This window comes from Pseudomonas sp. Soil_N_39 (assembly GCF_057655955.1).
On record NZ_JBDGLI010000002.1, the window covers coordinates 193,668 to 219,390 of the forward strand.

Genomic DNA, 25,723 nt, shown 5'->3' on the forward strand with positions numbered 1-25,723 from the left:
TCAAAATCTCGACGTTCCAACGAGCAAATGGGCCGCCCGGCTCTTTTTTGATGACTCTGGATTCGTAACGTCCTCTTGAAATCCAATACTCATACGTAGACCTGAGCGAGCCTCGTGAGGCAATCGCTTCACAGGCTCGTGGGTAGGTTATTTCCAGGCAGCATGGTAAGCCTGTCCAGCGATGACGCCACCGGCTCTATTGGCCTGTGAGTTCAGCAAGGAATTCCTCAAATGATTCGCATACGAACGCCAGATCTTCTTCATCCATCAAGTACAGATAAATATTTCCGAAGTCAGCTTCCTTAACGGATAAGAGGAAGGAGTTACCACCCTGATCGTACGCAAAGGGGATCATCTGCTTTAACGACGGAACGTCGTCCGTCAAGTCGCGATAGACCGTTTCGATAGGGGCTTGTCCGTATTTGATCGGCGTGAATCCACCCAGCAAGAAATCATTTTCGCTATTGCTCTCAGACAAATCGCCGCCGTTGTGCTTTAGATAAAATTGCCTAAAGGCTATCGGTAATTCCACATTGAATTTTTCTTGGAACTCATTCAACTCTTGCACAGAGAGGGCGCGTTCGGATTCTTCGAGGGTCAGCCGCATTTGGATGCTCCTTTTGTTCTGCTCTTGAAACGAGCTGGGTGGGTATAGGCCTTGCCCGTAGCTGCTTTGTATTGAGCTACGCCGCCGTTATGGCTTATGCCGTTGTGGGCGTTTTGCTTGATGAGTTGCATCGTGCCTGTGTTGGTCTTGGGATCGTAATCATCCAGGTGGTGCCATACATGACCGGACGGCGTAGTTTTTTGACTCAATTTGGCCGCCTTGTTTGCGGCCTCGAAGTCCTTCCCATAGTCCCCGGTGTATTCAATTCTAACGATTGGGTTCACGCCGGGTTTTTTGTTGTAAAGCGCGTTACTTTCAGAATAGTCGAGACCTCCACCGGGTGTCTTCGTGACGCCTGTGTACCCGCGGTCTTTCAGTTTTATCAGCGGGTCGACTGCAAGACCTAGAGGGTCTGCATAGCCGATAGGGTTGGGTGCATAGGCATAAAAATTAAGGCCTCCGGCCAAGCCTATTGGGTCGGGCGTAGTGAAGCGACCCACGTCGGGATCATAAAACCTGAGAACGTTGTAGTGCAGCCCAATTTCTCGATCGAGGTACTGTCCCTGGAACCTCAGGTTTTGCTCTTCGATGAAGTAGGGTTCACGAATTTCCTGAAGGGGGTTACCCCACACCTCAAATCGAGCTTGCCAGACGCTTCGTCCGTCGGCTTCTGTGAGTTGTTCTGGCAGGCCGTTCAGGTCGTTGTGGTAATAACGGACTTTCTGATGCGCGCCGTATCCATCGATCCGTGCAAGGGGTTCGTAGGTGTTATCCGTATAAAGATAAAGGCTGGTCTGGTTGTACCGACTTTCCTGCAATAAGCGCATGCCGTCCCAGGTGAAGCAGGTTTCGCCCAGCGGGTAACCATTGTTGTCGTGCTCGGCCTTGGCGATGCGCCGGCCCAGCGGGTCGTAGGCCATTTTCACGACGCTGCCATTGTCGTTGCGCACTTCAATCAAGCGGCTGTTGGCGTCATAGGCGAAGTGTTGCACGCCGCGTTTGGCGCTGCGTTTTTCGATCATCCGGCCGAAGGCGTCGTAGCGGTAGCGCTTGTCCTGGTAGGTCAGCAGTTTGTTGTGCACCACCAGCCCGGCGCCGGGGGCTGGGCCGTCCAGCAGGTTGGCGGCGGCGTCGTAGGTGAAGGTTTCGCGCTGGCCGTGCAGGCTGTCCTGGCTGGCGATGATGCGGCCGGTGGCGTCGTAGTGCAGTAGCTGGCGCTGTTGCGCGGCGGGTTGCTGATCGAGTTTGCCGATGAGGTTGTCGGCGGGGTCATACTCGAAGTGTTGTTGCACCGCCGCTGGCAGCAGCGAGGGTTGGCTGCTGTGGCGGCGTTGTCGCGTGCGCAGGCGGCCGCTGCGGTCGTATTCGCTGCGGGTGCTGATCTGCCCTTGGGTGCGCAGCACTTCGCGGTGCAGGCGGTCGCGTTCGAAGTCGCTGATGACTTGGCCGTCGAGGTTGATCTGGTGCAGGTGGCCGCTGCCGTAGTACAGGCGATTGACCCAGCGGCCATCGGGCAGTTGGCTCTGGATCAGGTTGCCGAGTTCGTCGTAGTGGTGTTGCAGGCTGCCGGCGGCGCTGTTTTCGGCGAGCAACTGGCCGAGGGCGTCGTAGGCGAAGCTCAGGGTCTGGGCGTTGCCCTGCAGGTCGGTGAAGGTGACGGCGATGAGTTGGTCCAGCGGGTCGTAGCTGTATTCAGTGCGGCCATCGTCGGTGACTTTGGCGATCAGCCGGCCCGCGGCGTCGCGTTCCAGGCGATGGACGATGGGCGCCGGCGGTGCTTCGGGAATGATCGCCAGGCCCGTGCCGTACGGCGCGGGAATCGCCGTCACTGCCGCGACGTTGTCGAGGCGGTCGTAGTCGTAGCGCTTGGCGCTGCCATCCAGGTCTTGTTGTTCGGTCAACCGATCCCCGGCATCCCAGGCAAACCGGTAGCTCTCGCCATTCTCATTGGTCAGCGCTTGCAGCCGGCCGAAGCTGTCGTAGGCGAACTGCACCTGCCGGCCCTGGGCGTCGGTGCGTTGGCGAACCTGGCCGCGGCGGTTGTGTTGGTAGAGCGTGGTGTGCCCGGCCGGGTCGGTGTAGCCGGTGAGTAAGCCTGCGGTGTCGCGCTGGTAGTGCTCGGTGCGACCGTCCGGCAATTGGCTGCCGAGCAGGCGCCCTTGGGCGTCGTAGCTGAATTGGGTGCGCTCGCCAAGGGCGTCGGTGATGGTCTGCAGGTAACCGCGCGCGTCGTAGCTGAAGCGCGTCGGATAACCCGAGCAATCGACGTGTTCCACCAATTGCCCGAACGGGTTCCAGCGCAGCTTTTTGCTTTTGCCGGTGGCGTCGATGATCTCCACGACCTGGCCATGGGCGTCGTAGCGGTAGCGGGTGACATGGCCCAGCGGGTCGGTTTCCGCCGTGCAGTTGCCGCGTTGATCGTAGCGGTACTTCCAGCTGTGGCCGGCGGCGTCGGTGTCCACCAGCGGCAGGGCCCAGTGTTCGAGCCAGAGGGTGGATTCGCTGCGGCCCAACGGGTCGGTTTCGCTGATGAGGTTGCCGGCGTCGTCGTAGTTGAATGAGTACTGGCCGCCCTGTGGATCGGTGGCGCTGAGCAACTGGCGTTCGTCGTTCCATTCGAACAGCCAGGTCTGGCCGAGGTTGTCGCTGAACTGGGTGATCTGGTGCTGGCTGTTCCAGTGCCGGGTGCTGACGCGTTGCAGGCTGTCGCTGATGCGGGTGATGCCGGCCTTGAGGTCATAGTCGAACTGGTAGGTGTCGCCTTCGTCGGTCCAGTGCCGGACCACGCGCCATTCCTGATCGTCGATCAGGGCCCATTCGTAGAAGCAGTGCAGGCCGGTGGGCAACTGGTGCTCGACCATTCGTAGCCCGGCGTCGTAGCGGAAGCGCCGTTGCACCTGGCCGGTGGCGTCGCGCACTTCGGCGAGGGTGTTGGCCGCGTCGTAGGCGTAGCTGACTAGCACCTCTCGCGTTTGGTCGGGGTAGAGGCGTTCGATCTGGGTGACGCGCTCGCGTTCGCGGATCAGCTCGACCTGCACCAGGTCGAAGGTGTCGCGCAGCCGCACCAGGCGTCCGGCGTCGTCGTAGTCGAGGTGGATGCGGTTGTCGTTGCGGTCACCCAGTTGGCTCAGGCGCAGGTGCGAAGGGTTGGCTGGCGAGGGTTCGAACAAACGGTACAGGCCGTCTTCGCTTTCGATCAGCAATTGCCCGTTCACATGGCGGCGCACGGCCAGGCCTTCGCCGGCGCTGAACACCGCGCCGCCCAAGGGGATGGAGCCCATGTCGATGGGCCGGCCCTGTTCGTCGGTGTAGACCAGGGTTTCGCCGCCGTCGGGGTGGGGCTGGATTTGCACTTGGACTTCGTAGGCGACGCTCCAGCCGGCGCCGAACAAACTGTCGCGGCGTTCGTCGCGGCTGTTGTACACGCGTTGCCAGTCAATCGGCAGGATGCCGGGCAAGACGAAATCCAGCTCCTCGTCACCGCCCAATACTTTGGCGCCCGTGGCGGCATGCACCGGGTTCGACGAGCCCATGGCGGCGTTGGCGGCCGCGTTCGCGGCGCTGCTGGCGGCCATGGACACCGCGCCGCCCACCAGCATGCACGGCAGTTTGCTGAAGAACTTGCCCTTGCCGCCCTTGAGCATCAGCAACGCGGTGACCGCCAGGCCCACGCCCGGGGTCTTGCCGCTGCGGATCTCGCGCACCACCACCGAACCGCCGCCAATGGTCACGTTGGGCGAAATCAGCCCGGCCGACACCACCGTCGCATCGCAGGTGCTGCGGTCGCCACTGCGCACGGCGGGCTGGCCGTTGATGGTGACCTTTTCCGAGCCTTCGGCCATGAACTGCGGTGGCATGGGTGGATGCTTGGTGCAGATCACCAGGTCTTCCGGCCGGGTCTCTGTTCCGGGGGCGGGCGAGGCGACAGTGGGGCGCCACATCTGCGAGAAGAAATTCCCGGCCATGTCCAGGTAGCTAGGCTCTTCTTCCGGCTCGGGCATTTCCAGCTCGGTGCCGGCCGGCGCGACATGGGAAACCACAGCGCCGGCGGCGCGGGCCGAGGGGATGTTGTTGGTAAAGGTGTCCTTGGAGCCGGTGAGGATGTTGGCCTGCACCGTGGGCGGAAAGAGGGCGTTGCCGATGCCCTCGCATAAATTGCTCAGGCCTTTGTCGGCCCCGGTCTTGCTCATGGCCAGGCCAACGACGGTGCCCACCACCAGGCCCAGGACGAAGCAGCCCAGGCCGCCGGTGGCCACGGTGATACCCGTGGCCGCGACCACGGCGGCGGTTGCCAAGGCGGTGATCGCGATGTTCGCCGCCACCTCCAGGACGCCGCCCAGGATGTCGGCCATCATCGAGGTGTGGTTGAGTGCATCGCCCAGGCGGGCGGCCCAGAGCGCGTCAGACATGCAGGTCGCTCAGGTGGCTGATGACAGTGTGTTCAAGCAATTGGATGCCTTCCATTGCACCGGTGTCCTTGTGGGTTACGGCATGCTCATCAAGGCCATTCTCAGGCGCTTGATCAGTTTCGGGGTCTTGAGGCAATCGGCCGGCCGTTTGTTGCCCAAGGCGGGCACGGTCTGTTCCAGCCACCATAAGCCTTCCTTGAGCCCCCTTTTGCCATACAGCACCACGGCCATGTCGAGGTGCTCGTCCATGGCCTTGGCCAGCGTACGGGCGTTGTCGTCGAGGTAGTCCTCTTCATACAGCCGCACGAATGTCTGCCAATCGGCGTCGCCGACGTATTCGTCTTCCAGTCCCATTCTAAAAACCCGCAAAGGAAATCAAGTTGCTGCCGGTCGGGTTTCGCGCCGACGGCGCCAGGATCCCATCATAGCCATTAGCCTTGGCCCAGGCGCCGATTTGATGGGTCTGGGTGTATTTGTCGCCGGTGATGCTCTTGAGGGAAACACCCAATTGCTTGCGCACATCGGCCCGGGTCAGATCCAGGACATTGTTGAGCTGTACTTTCTTGCTCACCAGCACCCGGGTGGAGAGGTCCACACCCCAGTGATTGACTTCGCCCATGGCGGTCTTGCGTGAGTTGGCGCCATAGACACCGCCCAGCCCCGGGGCGGTGTAGCGGTGCCGGGCTGCGACGTTCCATTTGTGCGCTGTCCACGTGGTGCTGATGCGCCCTGGCTCTTCAAAGCGATAGACCGTCCGGTTGACCTTGCGACCCTTGGGTGGCGTCGAGCATTTCATCAGTCCTGACGGGTCGATCCAGCTCACCGGGTTCGGCGCGTACTGGTAGAGGTTCAGCCCACCCGCCAGGCCGATGGGGTCCGGTGTGGTGAAGCGGCCGATGTCCGGGTCGTAGAAGCGCAGGGTGTTGTAGTGCAGCCCGGTTTCGCGGTCCAGGTATTGGCCCTGGAAACGCAGGTTCTGCTCTTCGATGTAATAGGGTTCGCGCAATTCTTCGGCCGTGCCGCCCCATATCTGGTGACGGGCGCGCCAGAGTGTGTGGCCATCGGCTTCCGAAAGCTGTTCGGGCAGGCCGTTGAAATCGTTGTGGTAATAACGGACCTTTTGCTGGTCGCCCAGGCCATCGACCCGTGCCAGGGGTTCGTGGCTGTCGTCGACATAGATGTAGAGGCTGGTCTGGCTGTCGCGGTGTTCTTGCAACAGTTGCAGCGCATCCCAGGTGAAACGGGTGCAGCCGAGCACAGTGCCGTGGCGGTCGTATTCGGTTTTCTCGATGCGTCGACCCAGCGGGTCGTAGGTCATTTTTACGACCGAGCCATTATCGTTGTGAACCTCCACCAGGCGCTGTTCGGCGTCGTAGCGAAAACGTTGGACGCCACGCCGGGCGCTGCGTTTTTCTACCATGCGACCGAAACCGTCATAGCGGTAGCGCTTGTCCTGGTAGGTCAACAGGCGGTTATGCGCGACCCGCCCTGCACCGGTCGTGAGCCCGTCGAGCAGGTTGGCGGCGGGGTCATAGGCAAAGCCTTCGCGCTGGCCCTGGAGGTTGTCCTGGCTGGCGAGGATGCGGCCGGTGGCGTCGTAGTGCAGCAACTGGCGATGGCTGGCATCGGGCTGGCTGTCGAAGCGTTCCACCAACTGGTCGCTGGCGTCATAGCCAAACAGCGATTGCGCCGCTGGGGGCAGCAGCGTGGATTGGCCTTGCTGTCGACGCTGGCGGGCGCGCAGGCGGCCGCTGCGGTCGTATTCGCTACGGGTGCTCAGGCGTCCTTGGGTGCGCAGCACTTCGCGGTGCAGACGGTCGCGTTCGAAATCGCTGATGACCTGGCCATCAAGGTTGATCTGGTGCAGGTGGCCGCTGCCGTAGTGCAAGCGGTTCAGCCAACGGCCATCGGGAAGCTGCGTCTGGGTCAGGTTGCCCAGTTCGTCGTAGCGATGTTCGAGGCACCCGGCCCAACTCTGTTCGGTTACCAGTTGTCCCAACGCGTCGTAACCGAAACCCACGGTTTGCACTTCGCCGGTCTGGTGGGTGAAGGTGATGGCGTTGACTTGGTCGAGCGCGTCATAGCTGTACTCGGTACGCCCGTCTTCGGTGACTTTTGCCACCAGCCGTCCCACCGCATCGCGCTCCAGCTCATGGATGATGGGGGCGTGTGGCGAGAGGTCCAGGTCGGTGCTGCCAGGCACCGCGAGGGCCTCTACGCGGGTGACGTTGTCCAGCGGGTCGTAGGCGTAGCGCTTGAGACTGCCATCCAGGCTGTGTTGAGCGCTCAAGCGGTCGGCGGCGTCCCAGGTAAATCGGTAGCACTCGCCATTTTCGTTGGTCAGCGCCAATAGACGCCCGTAGTTGTCGTAGCTCAGTTCCACCCGGCGGCCATGGGCGTCGGTGCGCACCTGCAGTTGACCGCTTGGGGTGTGCTGGAAATTCGTCGTGTGCCCGGCGGGGTCGCTATAGCCGATCAACTGTCCGCTCGCATCGCGCTGGTAGTGCTCGGTGCGCCCGTCCGGCAGTTGCTTGCTAAGCAAGCGGCCTTGATCGTCGTAGCTGAAAAGCGTCCGTTCCCCCAGCGCATCGGTGCTGCTGAGCAACAGCCCGCGCTCGCAGTAGCTCAAGCGTGTGGTGTAACCGGAACAGTCGGTGTGTTCGCTCAGTTGCCCAAGGGCCGTCCAGCGCATGGTTTTGCTTTTGCCGGTGGCGTCGATGACCTCCACCACCTGGCCGTGGGCGTCGTGGCGATAGCGGGTGATGTTGCCCAGCGGGTCGGTTTCCCGAATGCGATTGCCCCGTGAGTCATAGCGATACTGCCAGGTGTTACCCGCGGCATCGGTTTCAGCCAGGGGCAGGGCCCAGTGCTCGAGCCACAGTGTGGATTCGCTACGCCCCAGCGGGTCGCGGGTTTCGCAAAGGTTGCCCGCTTCGTCATAGCTGAACTGATGCTGCCCGCCGTTGGGGGCGGTCGCCTTCAGTAACTGGCTTTCTTCGTTCCACTGGAAGGTCCAGGTGCGGCCCAGCGCGTCGGTGGCTTCGGTGATTTGATAGCGAGCATCCCAGCGACGGGTGCTGATGCGATTCAATCCGTCGGTGATGCGGGTGGTGCCGGCGACCAGGTCGTAGTCGAAGGTGTAGGCGTCGCCGGCGTCGGTCCAGTGACGAACAACCCGCCATTCCAGGTTTTCAACCAGCGCCCATTCATAGAAACAGCGAAGCCCGGTGGGCAGCTGGTGTTCCACCATTCGCCGCCCGGCATCGTAGGCATAGCGACGCTTCACCTGGCCGTTGGACTGACGGACCTGTTCCAGATTGCCCTGGCCGTCGTAGCCATAGTGCATCAGCACTTCCCGGCGTTGATCGGCATAGAGGCGGTCGATCCGGCTGACCCGCTGCGGCCAGCGCTCGTCATACGCCAGCGCGATGCGGGTCAGGTCGAAGGTGTCGCGCAATTGTGCCAGGCGTCCGGTGTCGTCGTAGTCCAGGTAGATTCGATTGTCGTTGCGATCACCCAGTTGGTTCAGGCGCAGCAGCGTTGCATTGGCGGGCGTGGGTTCGAACAGCCGGTACAAGCCGTCGGCGCTTTCGATCAGCAGTTCGCCGTTGGCATGGCGCCGCACGCTGAGGCCTTCACCGGCACTGAACACGGCGCCGCCCAGGGCAATCGAGCCCATGTCGATGCGCCGACCCTGTTCATCGGTGTAGACCAGCGTTTCGCCGCCTTCGGGGTGAGGCAGGATTTCGACGCGCACCTCATAGGGCACGCTCCAACCTGCCCCGAACATCCCGTCATGGCGTGCGTCGCGGCTGTTATAGAAGCGCTGCCAGTCGATCGGCAAGATGCCGGGCAGGACGAAATCCATCTCTTCGACATCGCCCAGTACCTTGGCCCCGGTGGCGGCATGCACGGGGTTCGAGGAGCCCATGGCGGCATTGGCCGCGGCGCCCATCGCGCTGCTGACGGCCATGGAGGCCGCGCCGCCCACCAGCATGCACGGCAGGTTACTGAGGAATTTGCCTTTGCCGCCCTTGAGCATCAGCAAGGCAGTGACGGCCAACCCTACGCCTGGGGTCTTGCCGCTGCGGATCTCGCGCACCACCACTGAGCCGCCGCCAATGGTCACGTCAGGGGAAATCAACCCGGACGACACCACGGTCGCATCGCAGGTGCTGCGGTCGCCGCTGCGCACGGCGGGCTGGCCGTTAATGGTGACTTTGTCCGAGCCTTCGGCCAGGAACTGCGGCGGCATCGGCGGATGCTTCATGCACGCGATCATGTCCAGCGGCTTGGGCACGGCACCGGGCGCGGGCGTGGCGACGGTGGGTCGCCACATCTGCGAAAAGAAATTCTCGGCCATGTCCAGGTAACTGGGTTCGGCTTCTGGCTCGGGAGCCTCAAGCTCGGTACCGGCTGGCGCGACATGGGATTGAATCGCCCCGGCGGCCCGGGCGGCAGGGATATTATTGGTCAGGGTGTTGGTGGAGCCGGTGAGGATGTTGGCTTGCACCGTGGGGGGAAACAGAGCGTTGCCGATGCCCTCGCATATATTGCTCAACCCCTTGTCGGCTCCGGTCTTGCTCATGGCTAGGCCCACGACGGCGCCCACCACGGCGCCGAGCAGGAAACAACCCAACCCGCCCGTGGCAACGGTGATGCCCGTAGCGGCCACCACGGCCGCCGTCGCCACTGCGGTGATCGCAATGTTCGCCGCCACTTCCAGAACGCCGCCGAGGATATCGGCCATCATCGAGGTGTGGTTCAGTGCGTCGCCCAGCCGGGCGGCCCAGAGTGCATCAGACATGCAGGGTGCTCATCAAACCGGAACGTCGAACAACAGCGAACCCTTGATCGTCGCCCAATGCGCGGCTTCGGCGTCGCCGAGTTTTTCCGCTTTCACATAGCTCAAGGCAAGCATCTTGCGGGTGCCCGGCAATACCAGCGCCAATTGGTACTGGAAGACCTTTTCGTTGCCTTTGTTGAACTGGCTACGCAGTTCGATGGCTTCGACTTCCTGGTTGGCGCCCACGCGCAGGTTGGCGCCCGGTTGGCAGCGCAAGTCCTGGACCTGTTTTTCCAGGCGCTTGAGCTGGTCGTCGAGGTTGCTTTGCAGGGTTTCGCCCTCAGCCAGCAAGCTGCGGCTGACGATCAAGGAGGTGCCCAGTTCAGGGAACTTGAGGATATTGATCGTCGCGTCCAGCAATTCGCTGGGCGGCAATTGGAGCTGGAATTCATTGAGGCGGTAAGTCATGGCGCATAAATCTCGAAGTTAGCCCTTGGGGAACGCGGCGCTGATGTTGGCGTCGATGCTGCCCTTGACGCCCTGGCCGTCCGGCGTGGCACCCGGGCCGCCGCCGTTGTTCAGGTGCAGCACGCCGCCGGTGTTGAACTCGGCATCGCCGCTGGCGTAGAAGCTGATCTGCACGCCGGTCAGGTTGATCTGGCCGCTGGCGTTGAGCTCCAGGATGCTTTCACCGCACACCAGGCGCAGGTTCTCGCCCACTTCGATGACGTAGCTCTGGCTGATGCTGTCGGTCTTGCGCTGTCCCACCGAGAGGATGTCTTCCTGCTTGACGATGCGCAGGCGGTTGTTGCCGATGGTCACCGTTTCGTTGTGGCCGATGCTTTTGTTTCGGTCGTGGCCCACCGAATGGCTCTCGTCCACCTCGACCACGATGTCCTGGTTGCGCTCGGCATGGATGTACAACTGCTCGGCGCCCTTCTTGTCTTCCATGCGGATTTCGTTGAAGTTCGTTGGCGTACCGCCCTTGCTCGAACGGCTTTTCATGCCGCTCTGGGTGGCGTTTGCTGGCAAGTCATAGGGCACGGTCTGTTCGGCGTTGTAGACGCGGCCGGTGATGATCGGTCGGTCCGGGTCGCCCTCGAGGAAGCTGACAATCACTTCTTGGCCAATGCGCGGGATCTGCATCGAGCCCCAGTTTTTCCCGGCCCAAGCCTGAGACACCCGAATCCAGCAGGAGCTGTTTTCGTTGGATTGGTCGTGCCTGTCCCAGTAGAAATGCACCTTCACCCGGCCGAACTGATCGGTCCAGATTTCCTCGCCCTTGGGGCCGACCACCAACGCGGTCTGCGGGCCTTTGACGATGGGGCGATGGGTGGTCGCCATCGGGCGATAACTTTGCTGGGCGTCGATGCAGGTCAGGCTGCTTTCGAACTGCGCAGTCGGCGCACCGCCACCGGTTTCGCCGCTTTCCTGGGAGAGGTAGTAGCGGGCACCGACGATCAGGTATTCGCGGTTCTGGTCCTGGCGGCTGAAGCCGGTGAGGCTGAACAGATGCCCCGAACCCAGGCCCCGGGCATTGCCGGCCAGCTCGACTTGCTCGTGCAGGGTCTGCAAGGCTTCGATGCGGGTGCGGGCGTAGTGTTCGCCGTCGGCGCTTTGCACATAGGTGCCAGGGTAGTCGTACAGCGGATAGTCGCCGGCGGTGTGCGGGCGAGGCATGGCCGAGCGCACGTCGATGCGCGCGCTGGGGCGCTGGAAGTCGTAGTCGTTGAGTTCCAGTGAACCGGGTTGGACTTCCTGGGCCAGGTGCCAATCGTGGATGTGGTCGCGCTCGCGCTGTTGCTCGTTCTTCGGGTAGTACGGCACCGAACCGTAGCCGGGGGCCGTGGTGTGGGCGCCATAGGCGTCGGCCAGTACCAGTACATGACGGCCCTGTTCATGGCGGAAGAAGTAGTAAATCCCTTCTTGTTCCATCAGGCGGCTGACGAAATCGAAGCTGGTCTCGCGATACTGCACGCAGTATTCCCACTCGCGGTAGGACTGGCTCAAGGCGTCTTCGAAATCGGAAAACCCAAGGTCGCGGAACACCTGCTTGATGATCTGCGGAATGGTCAGGTTCTGGAAAATCCGGCAATCGGAGGTGCGGGTCAGCAACCACAGCCACGGGCGCAAGGTGGCCTGGTAACTGGCGAACTGGCCCTGGTCGACGTTCTGGCTGCAACGGGCGACGATGCCATGGAAATAGCGTTCGCCACCGCCATCCAATTGCAGACTCACGCACATGGGCTTGCCGAGCAGTTGGTTGAGGTCGATGGCGTTGTCCAGCGAATGCAGCTGCAACTCATAGTTGAACAGCCGCCCCAGCTCTTCACCGCCGCCCATGTCCTTGAGCAACAGGACCTCGGGCCCGAGGGGGCTGGTGATCTTGGCCAGGCGTGAGGCTTGGTTGAATAACATCGAGTGTCTCGTGCAAGTTGTAATGGCTGAAGGAACGCAACACCACTGCGGAAGATGCCACTGTGGGAGCGAGCTTGCTCGCGATGGCGGCGTATCAGTCAACATTGATGTTGAATGTACTTGCGCTATCGCGAGCAAGCTCGCTCCCACAGGGTTGTACGGTGTTCCTTACCGTCAGGCCGCGTCGCTGAAATCGTACTGCAATTCGTTGTCCACCGCGCTGATCCGCACCCCGGCCAAGGCCTTGCCTTCGAGCATGCGGGTCAGGAACTCGCGGCTCATGTCCGGCAGCAGGCTGTTGGTCAGGATGGTGTCGATCATGCGCCCGCCGCTTTCGGTTTCGGTGCAACGCGATACGATCAGGTCGACCACTGCGTCGTCGTAGTCGAAGGCCACTTTGTGGGTGCTCTCCACGCGCTTCTTGATGCGGTTGAGTTGCAGGCGGGTGATGGCCTTGAGCATCTCGTCGCTGAGCGGGTAGTACGGGATCGTCACCAGGCGACCGAGCAAGGCCGGCGGGAAAATCTCCAGCAGCGGCTGACGCAGGGCCTTGGCGATTTCTTCCGGCTCGGGCACGTTCTGCGGGTCTTTGCAGACCTGGGCAATCAGCTCGGTGCCGGCGTTGGTGGTGAGCAGGATCAGGGTGTTCTTGAAATCGATCACCCGGCCCTCGCCGTCCTCCATCACGCCTTTGTCGAACACCTGGAAGAAGATCTCATGCACGTCCGGGTGGGCTTTTTCCACCTCGTCCAGCAGCACCACGCTGTACGGTTTGCGCCGCACGGCTTCGGTCAGCACGCCGCCTTCGCCGTAGCCGATGTAGCCCGGAGGCGCGCCCTTGAGGGTCGACACGGTGTGGGCTTCCTGGAACTCGCTCATGTTGATGGTGATGACGTTCTGCTCGCCGCCGTACATGGCTTCGGCCAGGGCCAGGGCAGTTTCGGTCTTGCCCACGCCGGAGGTGCCGGCGAGCATGAACACGCCAATCGGCTTGCTCGGGTTGTCGAGGCCGGCGCGGGAGGTCTGGATGCGCTTGGCGATCATCTGCAAGGCATGGTCCTGGCCGATGATGCGTTTTTTCAGGTGCTGGTCGAGGTTGAGTACGGTTTCCAGTTCGTTGCGGGCCATGCGGCCCACCGGGATACCGGTCCAGTCGGCGACCACCGAGGCCACGGCCTGGTAATCCACGGTCGGCAGGATCAGCGGGGTTTCACCTTGCAGGGCGGTCAGGCGCTGTTGCAGGTCAACCAGTTTCTCGCGCAGTTCGTGGCTGGTCTCGCTGCCATCCTCGCTGTCCACCACGCCGACGCGCTCGCGCAGGGTGGCGCGGGTGGCGAGCAGTTCGTCCACCAGGGTCTTCTCTTCGGCCCAGCGGCTTTCCAGCTCGGCCAGGCGCTCGCGTTCGGCGCTCAGCAGGTTTTCGCTATGGGTCTGACGAGTGCCGATGACCACGCCAATCGCGTGCTCACGGGCGATGATTTGCAGCTCGGTTTCCAGGGCTTCGATGCGCCGGCGGCTGTCGTCCACTTCGGCCGGCACGGCGTGCAGGCTGATGGCGACGCGGGCGCAGGCGGTGTCCAGCAGGCTCACGGATTTGTCCGGCAGCTGGCGCGCGGGAATGTAGCGGTGGGACAGCTTGACCGAGGCTTCCAGGGCTTCGTCGAGGATCTGCACCTGGTGGTGTTTTTCCATGGTCGAGGCCACGCCGCGCATCATCAGCAGGGCCTTGTCTTCCGACGGCTCGGCCACTTGCACCACTTGGAAACGGCGGGTCAGGGCCGGGTCTTTTTCGATGTGCTTCTTGTACTCGGCCCAGGTGGTGGCGGCCACGGTACGCAAGGTGCCGCGGGCCAGGGCTGGTTTGAGCAGGTTGGCCGCGTCGCCCGTGCCGGCGGCGCCACCGGCACCCACCAGGGTGTGGGCTTCGTCGATGAACAGGATGATCGGCTTGGGCGAGGCCTGGACGTCTTCGATGACCTGGCGCAGGCGCTGTTCGAATTCGCCTTTCATGCTCGCGCCGGCCTGCAACAGGCCCACGTCGAGGCTGCGCAGTTCCACGTCCTTGAGGGCCGGCGGCACGTCGCCGGCGACGATGCGCAGGGCGAAGCCTTCGACCACGGCGGTCTTGCCCACGCCGGCTTCACCGGTGAGGATCGGGTTGTTCTGCCGGCGGCGCATGAGGATGTCCACCAGTTGGCGGATCTCTTCGTCACGGCCGACGATGGGGTCGAGCTTGCCGCTGCGGGCTTGCTCGGTGAGGTCGACGGTAAAGCGCTTGAGGGCTTCCTGCTTGCCCATGGCGGCCGGGGCCATGGCGCCGCTGGCTTCGCCTGGCACGGCGCCGGCATTGAAACCGTCGCTGGCGGTCAGGGCGTTTTCCGGCGAGTCGCCGACGTATTCGTCAAACCGCTCGCTCAGGGCTTCGACCTTGACCTTGTCGAACTCCGACGACAGGCCCAGCAGCGCGTGGCGCAGGCTCGGGGTCTTGAGGATGCCCAGCACCAGGTAACCGGTACGCACCTGGCTTTCGCCGAACATCAGGCTGCCGTAGACCCAGCCGCGTTCCACGGCTTCTTCGACGTGGGACGACAGGTCGGTGATCGACGTCGAGCCCCGTGGCAGACGGTCCAGGGCTTCGGTCAGGTCACGGGCCAGGCGCGCCGGCTCGATGTTGAACTGGCGGATGATGCGGTGCAGGTCGGAGTCCTGCAGTTGCAGCAACTGGTGAAACCAGTGGGCCAGTTCCACATAAGGGTTACCGCGCAACTTGCAGAACACGGTGGCGGCTTCGATGGCTTTGTAAGCCACGCTGTTGAGTTTGCCGAACAACGCGGCGCGACTGATTTCACCCATGCTCATGGCTCCTTGAGGTCTGTGAGGTGTTGGCCTGTTCGGCGTAATGCCGGGCCAGTATTAAATCGTTGGCATCTGTTTCGGGGCGGCCCAGCCAGGTATTGAACCCCAGGCGGAAACGACCATTGAGCTGCAGGGCCGGGACTTCGGGCTGTTCCAGGACCAGGTTCAGGTCCCAGTCCAGCTCGTGGCCCAGGTATTCGGCGACCCAGGCCACCAGCTCGTTGAACGGTTGGCTGCCGGGCAGCATGCCCATGTAGTCAACGAGCTTGAGTGGCCCCAGGCGAATGCGGAATTTGTGTTGGCGATCCCACACGAAGCGGCCCAGGCAGAAGTCCACGCCCAGCTGGGCGTTGACACCGACGCGGCTGCGTTCCGGCAGTTCCAGCCATTGGCCGACGTATTCTTCGATCTCCACCGGCAGGCCGAAGTACTCGCTGAGAATGGCCTTCAAACCATCCGGGTAGCGGGTTTGCGCCGACAGGTGGCCGCTGTAGTGCAGCTTCGCCGTGTCGGGGATCAGCCCCTGGTTGAGCAGGCTCGGCATGCCCCGGCCGCTGAGGGCCGCCAGGCGCGCCGACCAATAGTCGTCGTCCGGACGGTCATGGCTGACCGTCGGCCGCGCTTCGGCCCAGGCCCGGTAGAACAGGCTGAGCAGGCGATGGTGAAATACATCGAGGAAGCGCTTGCTGGTGCTGTCGGCGTTGTTGCGCTGGCGTTCGCGCACGTATTCGGTGATGTGCAGCGGCATCGGGCCGTTGGGGCCGCCGAGGCCGAAGAAGAATTGCTCCAGGCGCGCCGGTGTACCGTCGCCGCCTGTTTGCACCGAGGCGAGGGTGGCCGGGGCGAAGGTGCAATCGGCCTGTTGCCCGAGGCGCAACGGGTCATCGGCCAGGCGCAGGGAATGGCCCAGGCGCGGCAGCTCAGGGGATTCGCACTCGATGCGCCGCAACGCCTGGAAGAAGTCGTATTCCCAGGGTTCCTGGTGCATCGCCTCCAGGGTACTCACAGGGTCGGACGACGTCCGGGCTTGGCTTTCCATCGCATGATCTCGCCGCGTTCGGTGGTACGGATCACCGTCTCGGTAAAACTGTTGATCGACACGTAGCGTGCCAGGAAGCGCTCGAACACCGCACCGAGCAGGAACACCCCGGTGCCGCGAAACGCGTTTTCATCGAATTCCAGGGTGATCTCCAGGCCCCGACCGAACACGATCGGGCCGGGCATCGGCAAGCGCCGGGTGCATGCCTTGCTGCTGACTTCCCGCAGACCTTCGATCTGCAATTGCAGCGCCGCGTCATTGCTGTCGCCGTACAGGCGCAGCAGTTCACGCAGGGCGGCGGCGCCTTGGCCTTGTTCGCTCAACGACAAGTAGTTCAGCGACAACTGGCTGATCAGCCGCCAGGCCTTGGCATCGTGGGCATGGCTGGCCCGCGGGCGACTGGGACCTGCCACGCAACGCACGGCGCCAACCGGCGCACTGTCGGCCAGGGTGAAGTCGGTCTTGCCGTTGCCCACGCTCATGAACAGCGGCAGGTCGCGGTTGGTGCACAGCGCCGTCACGCCTAGCTGGCGCAGGTCGTGGCGGTACGGCGCTTGCTGGCTGTCCACCAGGCTGACGAAGGTTTCGCTGCCGATGTAGGTCGAGCGCGGGCCGTTGCGCCGCTGGTCGCTGGACAGCACGCGCGGTTCGCGGCGTACGGTGTAGTAGGCCAGGTCGCGGCCATAGCGGGACGGATCGCGCACGGCGTAGAACGGCAGGAACGGCTGCTCTGGTCCGGTGCCGTGGCCGGTGAGGCCGCTCAGCGAATGCACTTCGAAATCCATCGGCCGGGTGCGGTCGGCGATCACGTGGTGTTCGTTGACCCGCTCCGACAAGTGAATGCGATCCAGGCGCTTGGGAAACAGGTTGATGGCCGGGGTGCAGAACGGCAGGAACTGCGAAGCTCCGACGCTACCTTCCAGGCTTGGATCGTGACGGTCGAACAGCACGATCAACTCCAGTTCCTGGCCGTCGCAACGCTTGACCGCCCGGCTTAGCTGAGTGAAGTCGACAAACAGGAAGCGGTGGGGCAGGGCGAAGTATTCCTGCAACAGGCGATAGCCCTGGAAGGCTCGCGACACCACCGGTAGCGCGGCGTCGGCATCGTCGAAACCCCGCGAGCGCAACGCATCCTGGGGCAGGCGCTCCACCCAATCGCCGCCGGGCTTGCGGGCGAACACCGCGCAGGCATTGCCCAGCAGTTGTTCGTAGAGGCGGAAAGGTTGTTCGTCGGCGCCGCTCAAGTACAGCGGCAGGTTGTCCAGGGCCAGGCTGTTGAACGGCAGTTCGGCGCCGGTGCGCAGTGTGATGCGCAGCCCGGCCTTGGCTTTGGGTTCACTGGCGGCCAGGCGCCCGAGCACGGCGGACGGGTTGCCGAAGTATTCAGCCTGGCTGACCTGCAACGGCCACAACGTCACCGCGTGGGCGGTGCGGTACTCGCAGCAGGTCTGGGTTTCGCGACCCAGGGCGGCGCGCAGGACGGTATCGCGGGGCAGCGGGAAACCACTGCTCAGCGAGCCTTCGTCCGGGTCGGCCTGCATCTGCACCACGGTCATCGACGGTGTCGGCGCCAGGTAATGCGGGTAGGCGATTTCCAGCAGGTTATGGGTGAAGGTCGGGTATTCGGCATCGAGCTTGAGCTGCACCCGTGCCGTCAGGTAGGCGAAGCCTTCCAGCAGGCGTTCGACATACGGGTCGGCGCAGTCCATGCCGGACAAGGTCAGCCGACTGGCGATCTTCGGGTATTCCTTGGCGAACTCCGCCGCGCTTTCGCGCACGTGGTGCAGTTCCTGGTTGTACAGCTCCAGCAGGCGCGGGTTCATGAGCGTCTCCGCTGGTCGGCGTTGACCACGCGCACGTGGCCGGTTTCCAAGTCCAGGTCGGTTTGCAGCATCAGGCGCAGCGGCACCGGCTGGGCCCAGAGGTCGCCTTCGATCTCGAAGCTCAAGGCGTTGTGGTTCATCTCAGCCGTCGCCCGGGCCCGTACCCGCAGGGTGTGACGCAGGATGCGCGGTTCGAAGGTGGCAATGGCCTGGTGGATCAAGGTTTCCAGGGCCGAGACATCGACGTTCGACGCGCTGTTGCCGGCCAGCGCCGGCAGGCCGAAATTCACCACCGACGTGCCCGCCGGGGTATGCAGCGTGGCATCGGCGTCGAGCAATGACGTGGTGTTGAGCAGCCACGCCAGGTCACGCAGCACCGAGGCTTTCAACTGGGTGAGCGACAGCACGCGCTTGTCGGCGCTTTCCTTGGGGTTGGTCGGATCGTCGTCGGTCAACCGGTCCAGCAGGGACGGTTGCAGGCGATCGCGGGTGGCGATTTCGGTTACCACGTAAAAAGGGCCACAAAGTTTTTCTGATCAAGGGCGCCGGCCATGCAACGGCCGCCACCGGCCACAATCGATGCCTCCAGCCGGCCTTCGATTTGTCTGATGGCTTGGTATTGAGAGCGACATTCAGTGCTGGGCGCCGGTTCTGGTTCGAAATGCTGCACGATGATGATCAAGGCGTTGTTAAAACGCTCGACGCGTGGCAAGCCTTTACGGTCGACGCTCAAGTGGCAGGGCCACGGCATGTCCAGCGTGAGCAGGCTTTGGTCTGGTTTGCGCAAGGCACAACGTTGACCGTGGTTTTCCAGGGTCAGGGTCTGGCCGGCGAGATCGACCTGAACGCTTTGTGCAGCCGCAGGGTCGGTCTGTTCGGCGCAAGCGTTCAGGCTTAGGAAAAGACTGCTCGACAACGCCGCCAGCAGCGCTCGTTTGATCATGGCAGCTCCCAAAACCAGACTTGCTTTGAGCGATGAGCCTGATCGGCGAAGTCGCCGGTGACTCTGCCGCGATTCCATAGGTCGATATGGTCGCCGGTACGGGCTTCTTCGGATTGCCCGAGCCGTGCAAAACAGTCCTTGAAGAAAATGATTCCTGTCTTCTGATTGAGTGTGCGGCGGTCCTCGGCGCTTCCGGTCAGAATCGTTGGACGACCCAGATGATGACGCCAAAGCCAGCTGGCCAACGACTCGGCGCCCCGAGCATGTTCGTGTGCACACTTGGGTTCGCTGTAAGTCGACTTGTTGACCTTGATCGTCTGTTCCGCATTGAGCGTGATGCTCATCCGGATAGCGCACTGATTATCCCAAGGCCCGTCACAGGGTGTGGAGGTGGTGGGATAGCTGTTCCACAAATTGATAAACGAAGGCTTGGCCATGACTCAGATACCACGTGGGAAAGGGTTGGATTCGAGCAAGCACCAAACACCCCCGGCGCGTGGCACCGGGGGCGTGTTCGATTACACCTTGACGTTCTGACGGATGTTCCAGCCGAACTTGACCGGGCCGCCTTCCTTGGTGCCATCGGCTTTCTGTGGCTGGTAGTCCACCAGCACCTTGGCGAAGTTCAGGGTGACGTTTTCGGTCAGGCGATCATCGCTGCCCGAGCCGCCGGTGCTCAGGGAAGTGACCAGCACTTCTTCCAGGTTGATGATCATGTACTCGACCTGGCTCTCACCACCGGCCTTGCGCACGGTCAGCTTGACCTTGTCGATGTGCTTGCCGCTGGCGCAGTGCATCATCAGGTTTGGCGACGCCTTGTCGACGAACTTGGTCAGGGACAGGTCCTGGACGTTGACCTTGCCCGCACCACCGCCGCTGCCCACGTGCATGTTGCCGGACTGGGACATGCCCCAGCTCCAGTTCAGGACATCGATCTCGTCCTTGTGGGCCTTGTCCATGGACTCGCCCTTGATGTCGCCGATCTTGATGAAAATATCAACAGCCATGTTTTCTCCCTGTGTGGTTTCTAACCACATTGTTTGGTTGACGCTGACCTTGCGAAATTACTGCCGTTGAACGCTACGAAGGCGATCTCCAATTCACTGAAGATCCTCTGTGGGAGCGAGCTTGCTCGCGATAGCGGAGTGTCAGGCATGCTCATGACAACTGATCCACCGCCATCGCGAGCAAGCTCGCTCCCACATTGGCCTTGTACCGTTCAGTAAAGCTTTACGCGCCCTTGGCCGAAGGCAGTTTCGATACCAGGCGCAGCGACACGGTCAGCCCTTCGAGCTGGTAGTGCGGGCGCAGGTAGAACTTGGAGTTGTAGTACCCCGGGTTGCCTTCGACTTCTTCAACGATCACTTCGGCGGCAGCCAGTGGATGCTGGGCCTTGGTGGTCTCGGTGGAGTGCGCCGGGTCACCGTCGACGTAGTTGAGGATCCAGTCCTGCAACCAGCGCTGCATCTCGTCCTTCTCTTTGAAGGAACCGATCTTGTCGCGCACGATGCACTTCAAGTAGTGAGCGAACCGGCAGGTGGCGAACAGGTACGGCAGGCGTGCGGCCAGGTTGGCGTTGGCGGTGGCGTCCGGGTCGTCGTATTCGGCCGGTTTCTGCAACGACTGGGCGCCGATGAACGCGGCGAAGTCGGTGTTTTTCTTGTGCAGCAGCGGCATGAAACCGTTCTTCGCCAGTTCCGCTTCACGGCGGTCCGAAATGGCGATTTCGGTCGGGCACTTCATGTCCACGCCACCGTCGTCGGTCGGGAACGTGTGGGCCGGCAGGTTTTCCACTTCGCCGCCGGATTCCACGCCACGGATGCGCGAGCACCAGCCGAAGTGTTTGAACGAACGGTTGATGTTCACCGCCATCGCGTAGGCGGCGTTGGCCCAGGTGTACTTGGAGCTGTCGGCGCCGTCGGTGTTTTCTTCGAAGGCGAAGGCTTCCACCGGGTCGGTCTTGGCGCCATACGGCAGGCGCGCCAGGAAACGCGGCATGGTCAGGCCGATGTAGCGCGAGTCTTCCGATTCACGCAGCGAGCGCCAGCCGGCGTATTCCGGGGTGGTGAAGATCTTGGTCAGGTCGCGCGGGTTCGACAGTTCCTGCCACGAGCCCATGCCCATCACGGTCGGCGATGCCGCCGCAATGAATGGCGAGTGCATGGCCGCGCAGACTTTCGACAGCTCGCCCAGCAACTCGACATCCGGTGGCGACTGGTCGAAGTAGTAGTCGCCCACCAGGCAGCCGTAAGGCTCGCCGCCGAACTGGCCGTATTCTTCTTCGTACATCTTCTTGAAGAGCGGGCTCTGGTCCCACGCAGTGCCCTTGAATTTCTTCAGGGTCTTGTGCAGGTCGGTCTTGGAGATGTTGAGCACGCGGATCTTGAGCTGCTCATCGGTCTCGGTGTTGTTGACCAGGTAGTGCAGGCCACGCCAGGCGCTTTCCAGTTGCTGGAAGTCCGGGTGGTGGATGACCTGGTTGACCTGGGCGGTGAGCTTGGCGTCGATGGCGGCGATGATCGATTCGATCGACTTGATGGCGTCGTTGGACACCAGGTCGGTCTGCGCCAGGGCCTGCTCGGCCAGGGTGCGCACGGCCGTCTCGACGGCTTCGCGGGCGCGCTCGGTCTTGGGTTTGAATTCTTGCAGCAGCAGGGACGCAAACTCGCTGGTTTCTTGAGTGGCGCCCAGGTTTTGCACGCCTTCGCGGGCTGTATTGTCAGTCATGATCATTGGTCCTGTGCTGGCTTCGGCGCGCTCGCCAGGGCCTGCAACAGCGCTGGGTCCTTGATCGCCTTCATGATGATTTCTTCGGCGCCGGTCTTGCCGTCCATGTAGGTCAGCAGGTTGGCCAACTGGGTGCGCGCTTCGAGCAGCTTGTTCAGCGAGTCGACCTTGCGGGCCACGGCCGCCGGGCTGAAGTCGTCCATGCTTTCAAACGTCAGGTCCAGGCTCAGGTTGCCTTCGCCGGTCAGTTCGTTAGGCACATGGAACGCCACGCGCGGCTGCATGGCCTTGAGGCGCGAGTCGAAGTTGTCGACGTCGATCTCGAGGAACTTGCGGTCGGCTACCGCTGCCAGAGGCTCGGCGGGCTTGCCGGCGAGGTCGGCCATGACGCCCATGACGAAGGGCAACTGGACCTTTTTCTCGGCGCCGTAGAGCTCGACGTCGTACTCGATCTGCACTCGAGGCGCGCGGTTGCGCGCGATGAATTTCTGAGAACTTTGCTTCGCCACGTTGCTGCTCCTGGTCGCTTGAGCGACGGTGTTGGCGTCATCGGGGGTGCCGGTGACGTGACTGCGTGATCCGCTCGCTTTTTATTCGCTGTCTGGGCCGCGCAGGTTTTCAAATTGACTCATGCCGTCGGGAATCAGGTTGCGCACAATGGCCGCGAAATCGGCGTGCACCAGATTCTTGGCCCGATTCAACAGCACCGGCAGCGGGCTGGAGGGCTCATGACGGGTGTAGTAAGCGAGAATTCGGTCCAGGCTGCGCAGCACGTCGTCACGGTTGTTGATGTCGCCGCTGACGGTGCTGTTGCTGGTGTGGCGCGGTGCGCTTGGCGCGCTGGCATATTCTGTTGTTGCGGCGCTGTCGTCGCTCACGGAATCGGGCAGGGCGCTGTCGCCACTCTGCGGGGCGAACTGACCGAGAATCTGCAGGGCCATCTTCAACGGTTGCTTCAACGGGCCGAGGTCCACGCCTTGGGCGGAACCGACCTGGTCGCTGACCTGCTGCTCGATGGCTTCGGCGGCGCTGCGGGCTTCAAGCAGGGCGGCGCGGGTAATTTCCAACTGCTCGGGATCGCTGTCGAGCAGGGCACCGGCGAGTTGTTCGGCGCCGAGGTTTTCATCCGGGAAACTTTGCAGGCCACTGGCGTTGGCGGCGGCGCGCAGGCTGACGGCACCGAAGGTCCGCGAACGGGTCAGGATGCTTTCGCGCAGCAGGCGGAGAGTGACATCGGACGTCAGGCCGGCGAGGGCATTGATGCGCACGGTGGGGTCATTGTCGTCATCGGCGTCCAGGCGCGGATGCAGTTCGGCCCAGTATTGCTTGAGCAACTCGCTGATCAGCGTCAGCACACGGGCCATGCCCGGCAGGCCTTCGAGGGCCAGGGAGCTTTGCATCAGGAAATGGGTGATGCGCAGGTCTTTGCTGCGTTGCAGCAAGTCCAGGCTCTGCTGCTGGATGCTGCGCCATTCAGGGGGTTCGGCAGGCAGGATCGAATCGCCCATGCTGCGCTCGGGTTGGCCCCGGGAGTCGCGCTCCAGGCGCAGGAAATCCGCGTCATATTCCAGATCTTCACCGCACGGCGAAGTCGCGGAAACGGCGGCGAGCAACAAAGGCACATCCACTTGGATCGATCTCCCTATCACCCGCTTGATAGAAGTCGGGCAGTTCACACGCAAGTTTCGGATAAAACTTCACATGTTCCTTGACGATAATGGCCCTTTAGATCCGCAATGATTTTAAAGTGCCATCATCTATATTCAAGAAGTTGTGCATTTTTGGTGTAGTACTTATCGCTTGTCAAGGTAAGCTATTTCACCAGTGTAGCCCCTCTGTAACAGTTGTGATGCGCTTAACAGCCTGCCCGACCTACCGGTCGAAGCGGCAACTGACGTGGGGTTTTTGTCACGCAAGCCGGTTATGATCAGCAATCATGCTGGCAAAAAGCCGTTTTCACGGTTGTTGGCAAGGTTGCCGGCGGGTTGTCAGGGCCTGACCCCTCACTCCCGCCCGCGCGCGAAGTATTCAGCAAGGAGGCAAGATGCCGCTGTGTTTGACTATCACTAGTTATCACAAAATTACCCCAGGCCAGTGTTCTGAAAAGTCCATGGATCAGGGGGTGATGGCAATTGGCCGTAATTCCGATAATGACTGGGTATTACCGGACCCCGAGCGTCTGGTTTCCGGTAAACATTGCGTTATCCAATACAAAGACGGGCGTTATTATTTAACCGATAACAGCACTAATGGTGTGGAATTGGTCAAGGCCGGCGTCCGCCTGCGCAAGGGCAACAGCGAGCCCCTGCAAGACGGCGAAGTGATTCGCATCGGTGATTATGAAATCCAGGCACGCGTGGATTTCAACCTGCCGGTCACCGACAGCAACCCGTTCGCCGAGTCGCCCAGCAGTTTCGAGGCCCTGATGGGCCAGCAGAGCGCCCCCGCGCATACGCCGTCGCCGATCCAGGTGGCCTCGCCTGCGCATTTCCAGGGCGTGTCGGCCATGGACACCCTGCCGGACCTGTTCGACTTCTTGACCCCAAGCAGTGTCCCGCCGGCCACCCAGCCTGACCATGTCCCGGCCGAGCAACACAATTTCCGCCCGCCGACGCCGATTCCCCGGCCGAGCCCACCGCCGGTGGTCGAGCCAGTGATACCGCCGTCCGCCTCGATGATTCCGGACGACTGGGACCCGTTCAGCGACAAGCCTGCGTCGGTGGCGGTTGCTCCGCTGCCCGTGGCCTCGCCGCCGGTGCCGCTACCGCCGGTGGTTGAACCTGTCGCGACGCCTGTTGCGCAGCCTCCGCTCGTCGACATCTTTGCTGAAATCAGTGCTCCGCCGCCGCCCGTGCGTGAAGCGCCGGTGACCCGCGTCGAGCCCCCGGTCGCACCTCCGGTTGCTCCGGTTGCTCCGGTTGCTCCAGTCGCCCCGATTGAGGCCAACCAACCCGACTTGCTGCAAGCCTTCCTGCGCGGTGCCGGGCTGGATCAGTTGCGCCTGGACAAGGCCCAGGCCGAAGCGCAGATGGAAAGCATTGGGCGCAGTTATCGTTTGATGGTCGAAGGCCTGATCGATGTCTTGCGCGCCCGCAGCAGCCTCAAGGGTGAGTTCCGCATCCAGCAGACGATGATCCAGCCGGTGGAAAACAACCCGCTGAAATTCGCCCCCAATGTCGATGAAGCCCTGCTGTTGCTGTTGCGCCACGGCAACCAGGCGTTCATGGCCCCGGACGCGGCGGTGCGTGACAGTTTCGATGACTTGCGGGCCCACCAACTGGCGGTGATGGCCGGCGTGGAAGCGGCGATCAAGCATTTGCTGGGGCGCTTCGAGCCAGCGCAACTGGAAGAACGCATGGCCAAGCCCGGTGGGCTCTCCGGTATTTTCAGCGGCTCGCGGCAGGCCCAGTACTGGCAGCAATTCACCGAGCTCTACAGCAACATTTCCCGTGAGGCCCAGGAGGATTTCCAAGATCTGTTCGGCCGTGAATTCAGCCGCGCCTACGAAGAACACAGCACACGACAGCGACGCCGTTGAGCGGCGCTGTCCTATAACAATATTGATAAGCCAACAACGGATAGCTCAAACGTCATTGAGGACGCAGGATGATTCCCAGGTTTTTACTCGCAGTCGCCACCGCGCTTCTGCTGACGGCGTGCGCCAAGGATGCGGCCAACCCCCAGCCCGAAGAAGCTGAGGCCGACACTGCCGCCATCGAGCTGCATTTCCATGCCATTGCCGGCCTCAACCCCGGCGCCACCGGCCAGCCGGCCCCGGTCCGGGTGCGCATTTTCGAACTGAAAAATGCCGCGACCTTTGGCCGTTCCGATTATTTCGCCCTGGCCGAACGGGCCCAGGCCACGCTGGGCGCCGACCTGATCGACCAGGACGAGGTGCTGATCCAGCCCGGCCAGCAACTGAGCCTGCAACGCGACCTCGACCCCGCCACGCGACACATCGGAATACTGGTGGGCTATCGCGAGCTGGACCAGTCGCTGTGGCGCACGGTGATGAATGTCCCGGCGCGTGAATACACCGAATACCAGATCAGCCTCGATGTGCGCGCCGTGCGCAGCGCCGTCGTCGTTCCCCCATCCAGCCCTGCCCAATAAGC

At 62.4% G+C, this 25,723-nt stretch carries 18 protein-coding genes; 2 read left to right on the forward strand and 16 right to left on the reverse strand.

What is annotated here, in order from left to right:
* Positions 1-196: 196 nt before the first annotated feature.
* From AC3A5O_RS03185 to tssA, 16 genes are all read right to left on the reverse strand, one after another.
* Entirely contained in the window at positions 197-607 is a 411-nt protein-coding gene (locus AC3A5O_RS03185) for an SMI1/KNR4 family protein (protein WP_122567596.1), read from the reverse strand.
* Positions 598-5,016, reverse strand: coding sequence for an RHS repeat-associated core domain-containing protein (locus AC3A5O_RS03190; protein ID WP_487752844.1), 4,419 nt, complete (start codon positions 5,014-5,016; stop codon positions 598-600). Before AC3A5O_RS03190 ends, AC3A5O_RS03185 begins: the two co-directional genes overlap by 10 nt.
* A 75-nt stretch (positions 5,017-5,091) precedes the next feature.
* On the reverse strand, positions 5,092-5,370 hold the full coding sequence (locus AC3A5O_RS03195; protein ID WP_305468844.1) for a hypothetical protein: 279 nt from the start codon (positions 5,368-5,370) through the stop codon (positions 5,092-5,094).
* Between the two features lies 1 nt (position 5,371).
* Positions 5,372-9,823 carry an RHS repeat-associated core domain-containing protein gene (locus tag AC3A5O_RS03200; RefSeq protein WP_487752845.1) on the reverse strand — a complete coding sequence of 1,484 codons (4,452 nt, stop codon included), beginning with the start codon at positions 9,821-9,823 and terminating at the stop codon, positions 5,372-5,374.
* A gap of 12 nt (positions 9,824-9,835) precedes the next feature.
* Entirely contained in the window at positions 9,836-10,270 is a 435-nt protein-coding gene (locus AC3A5O_RS03205; RefSeq protein ID WP_487752846.1) for a DcrB-related protein, read from the reverse strand.
* 18 nt (positions 10,271-10,288) lie between these two features.
* On the reverse strand, positions 10,289-12,220 hold the full coding sequence (locus AC3A5O_RS03210) for a type VI secretion system Vgr family protein (protein ID WP_122567591.1): 1,932 nt from the start codon (positions 12,218-12,220) through the stop codon (positions 10,289-10,291).
* Between the two features lie 174 nt (positions 12,221-12,394).
* The gene (gene tssH / locus AC3A5O_RS03215; protein ID WP_305468841.1) at positions 12,395-15,073 is read right to left on the reverse strand and encodes a type VI secretion system ATPase TssH; all 2,679 of its coding nucleotides are present in this window, start codon (positions 15,071-15,073) and stop codon (positions 12,395-12,397) included.
* Positions 15,066-16,115 carry a type VI secretion system baseplate subunit TssG gene (tssG, locus tag AC3A5O_RS03220; RefSeq protein WP_487752847.1) on the reverse strand — a complete coding sequence of 350 codons (1,050 nt, stop codon included), beginning with the start codon at positions 16,113-16,115 and terminating at the stop codon, positions 15,066-15,068. The genes tssH and tssG overlap by 8 nt, the downstream gene beginning before the upstream one ends.
* On the reverse strand, positions 16,079-17,938 hold the full coding sequence (gene tssF / locus AC3A5O_RS03225) for a type VI secretion system baseplate subunit TssF (RefSeq protein WP_122567588.1): 1,860 nt from the start codon (positions 17,936-17,938) through the stop codon (positions 16,079-16,081). Before tssF ends, tssG begins: the two co-directional genes overlap by 37 nt.
* A complete protein-coding gene (gene tssE, locus AC3A5O_RS03230; RefSeq protein ID WP_058542707.1) occupies positions 17,935-18,447 on the reverse strand; it encodes a type VI secretion system baseplate subunit TssE in 513 nt (170 codons plus the stop codon). The genes tssF and tssE overlap by 4 nt, the downstream gene beginning before the upstream one ends.
* A complete protein-coding gene (locus AC3A5O_RS03235; RefSeq protein WP_305468840.1) occupies positions 18,441-18,881 on the reverse strand; it encodes a hypothetical protein in 441 nt (146 codons plus the stop codon). Before AC3A5O_RS03235 ends, tssE begins: the two co-directional genes overlap by 7 nt.
* On the reverse strand, positions 18,878-19,318 hold the full coding sequence (locus tag AC3A5O_RS03240; protein WP_122567586.1) for a type VI secretion system amidase effector protein Tae4: 441 nt from the start codon (positions 19,316-19,318) through the stop codon (positions 18,878-18,880). Before AC3A5O_RS03240 ends, AC3A5O_RS03235 begins: the two co-directional genes overlap by 4 nt.
* 81 nt (positions 19,319-19,399) lie before the next feature.
* Positions 19,400-19,888 carry an Hcp family type VI secretion system effector gene (locus AC3A5O_RS03245; RefSeq protein ID WP_122567585.1) on the reverse strand — a complete coding sequence of 163 codons (489 nt, stop codon included), beginning with the start codon at positions 19,886-19,888 and terminating at the stop codon, positions 19,400-19,402.
* Between the two features lie 223 nt (positions 19,889-20,111).
* A complete protein-coding gene (tssC, locus tag AC3A5O_RS03250) occupies positions 20,112-21,608 on the reverse strand; it encodes a type VI secretion system contractile sheath large subunit (RefSeq protein ID WP_122567584.1) in 1,497 nt (498 codons plus the stop codon).
* A gap of 2 nt (positions 21,609-21,610) precedes the next feature.
* Complete coding sequence (tssB, locus tag AC3A5O_RS03255) at positions 21,611-22,117, reverse strand: type VI secretion system contractile sheath small subunit (RefSeq protein WP_003206923.1); 507 nt, start codon at positions 22,115-22,117, stop codon at positions 21,611-21,613.
* Positions 22,118-22,198: 81 nt separating this feature from the next.
* A complete protein-coding gene (gene tssA / locus AC3A5O_RS03260; protein WP_354335992.1) occupies positions 22,199-23,236 on the reverse strand; it encodes a type VI secretion system protein TssA in 1,038 nt (345 codons plus the stop codon).
* A 416-nt stretch (positions 23,237-23,652) separates the two neighbouring features.
* On the opposite strand from tssA, the gene tagH reads away from it, so the two are divergent.
* Both tagH and tssJ read left to right on the forward strand, forming a co-directional pair.
* Complete coding sequence (gene tagH, locus AC3A5O_RS03265) at positions 23,653-25,146, forward strand: type VI secretion system-associated FHA domain protein TagH (protein WP_487752848.1); 1,494 nt, start codon at positions 23,653-23,655, stop codon at positions 25,144-25,146.
* 68 nt (positions 25,147-25,214) lie between these two features.
* Positions 25,215-25,721 (forward strand): type VI secretion system lipoprotein TssJ, encoded by a 507-nt coding sequence (gene tssJ / locus AC3A5O_RS03270; RefSeq protein WP_060740022.1) that lies wholly within the window; start codon positions 25,215-25,217, stop codon positions 25,719-25,721.
* The last annotated feature ends 2 nt before the right edge of the window (positions 25,722-25,723 follow it).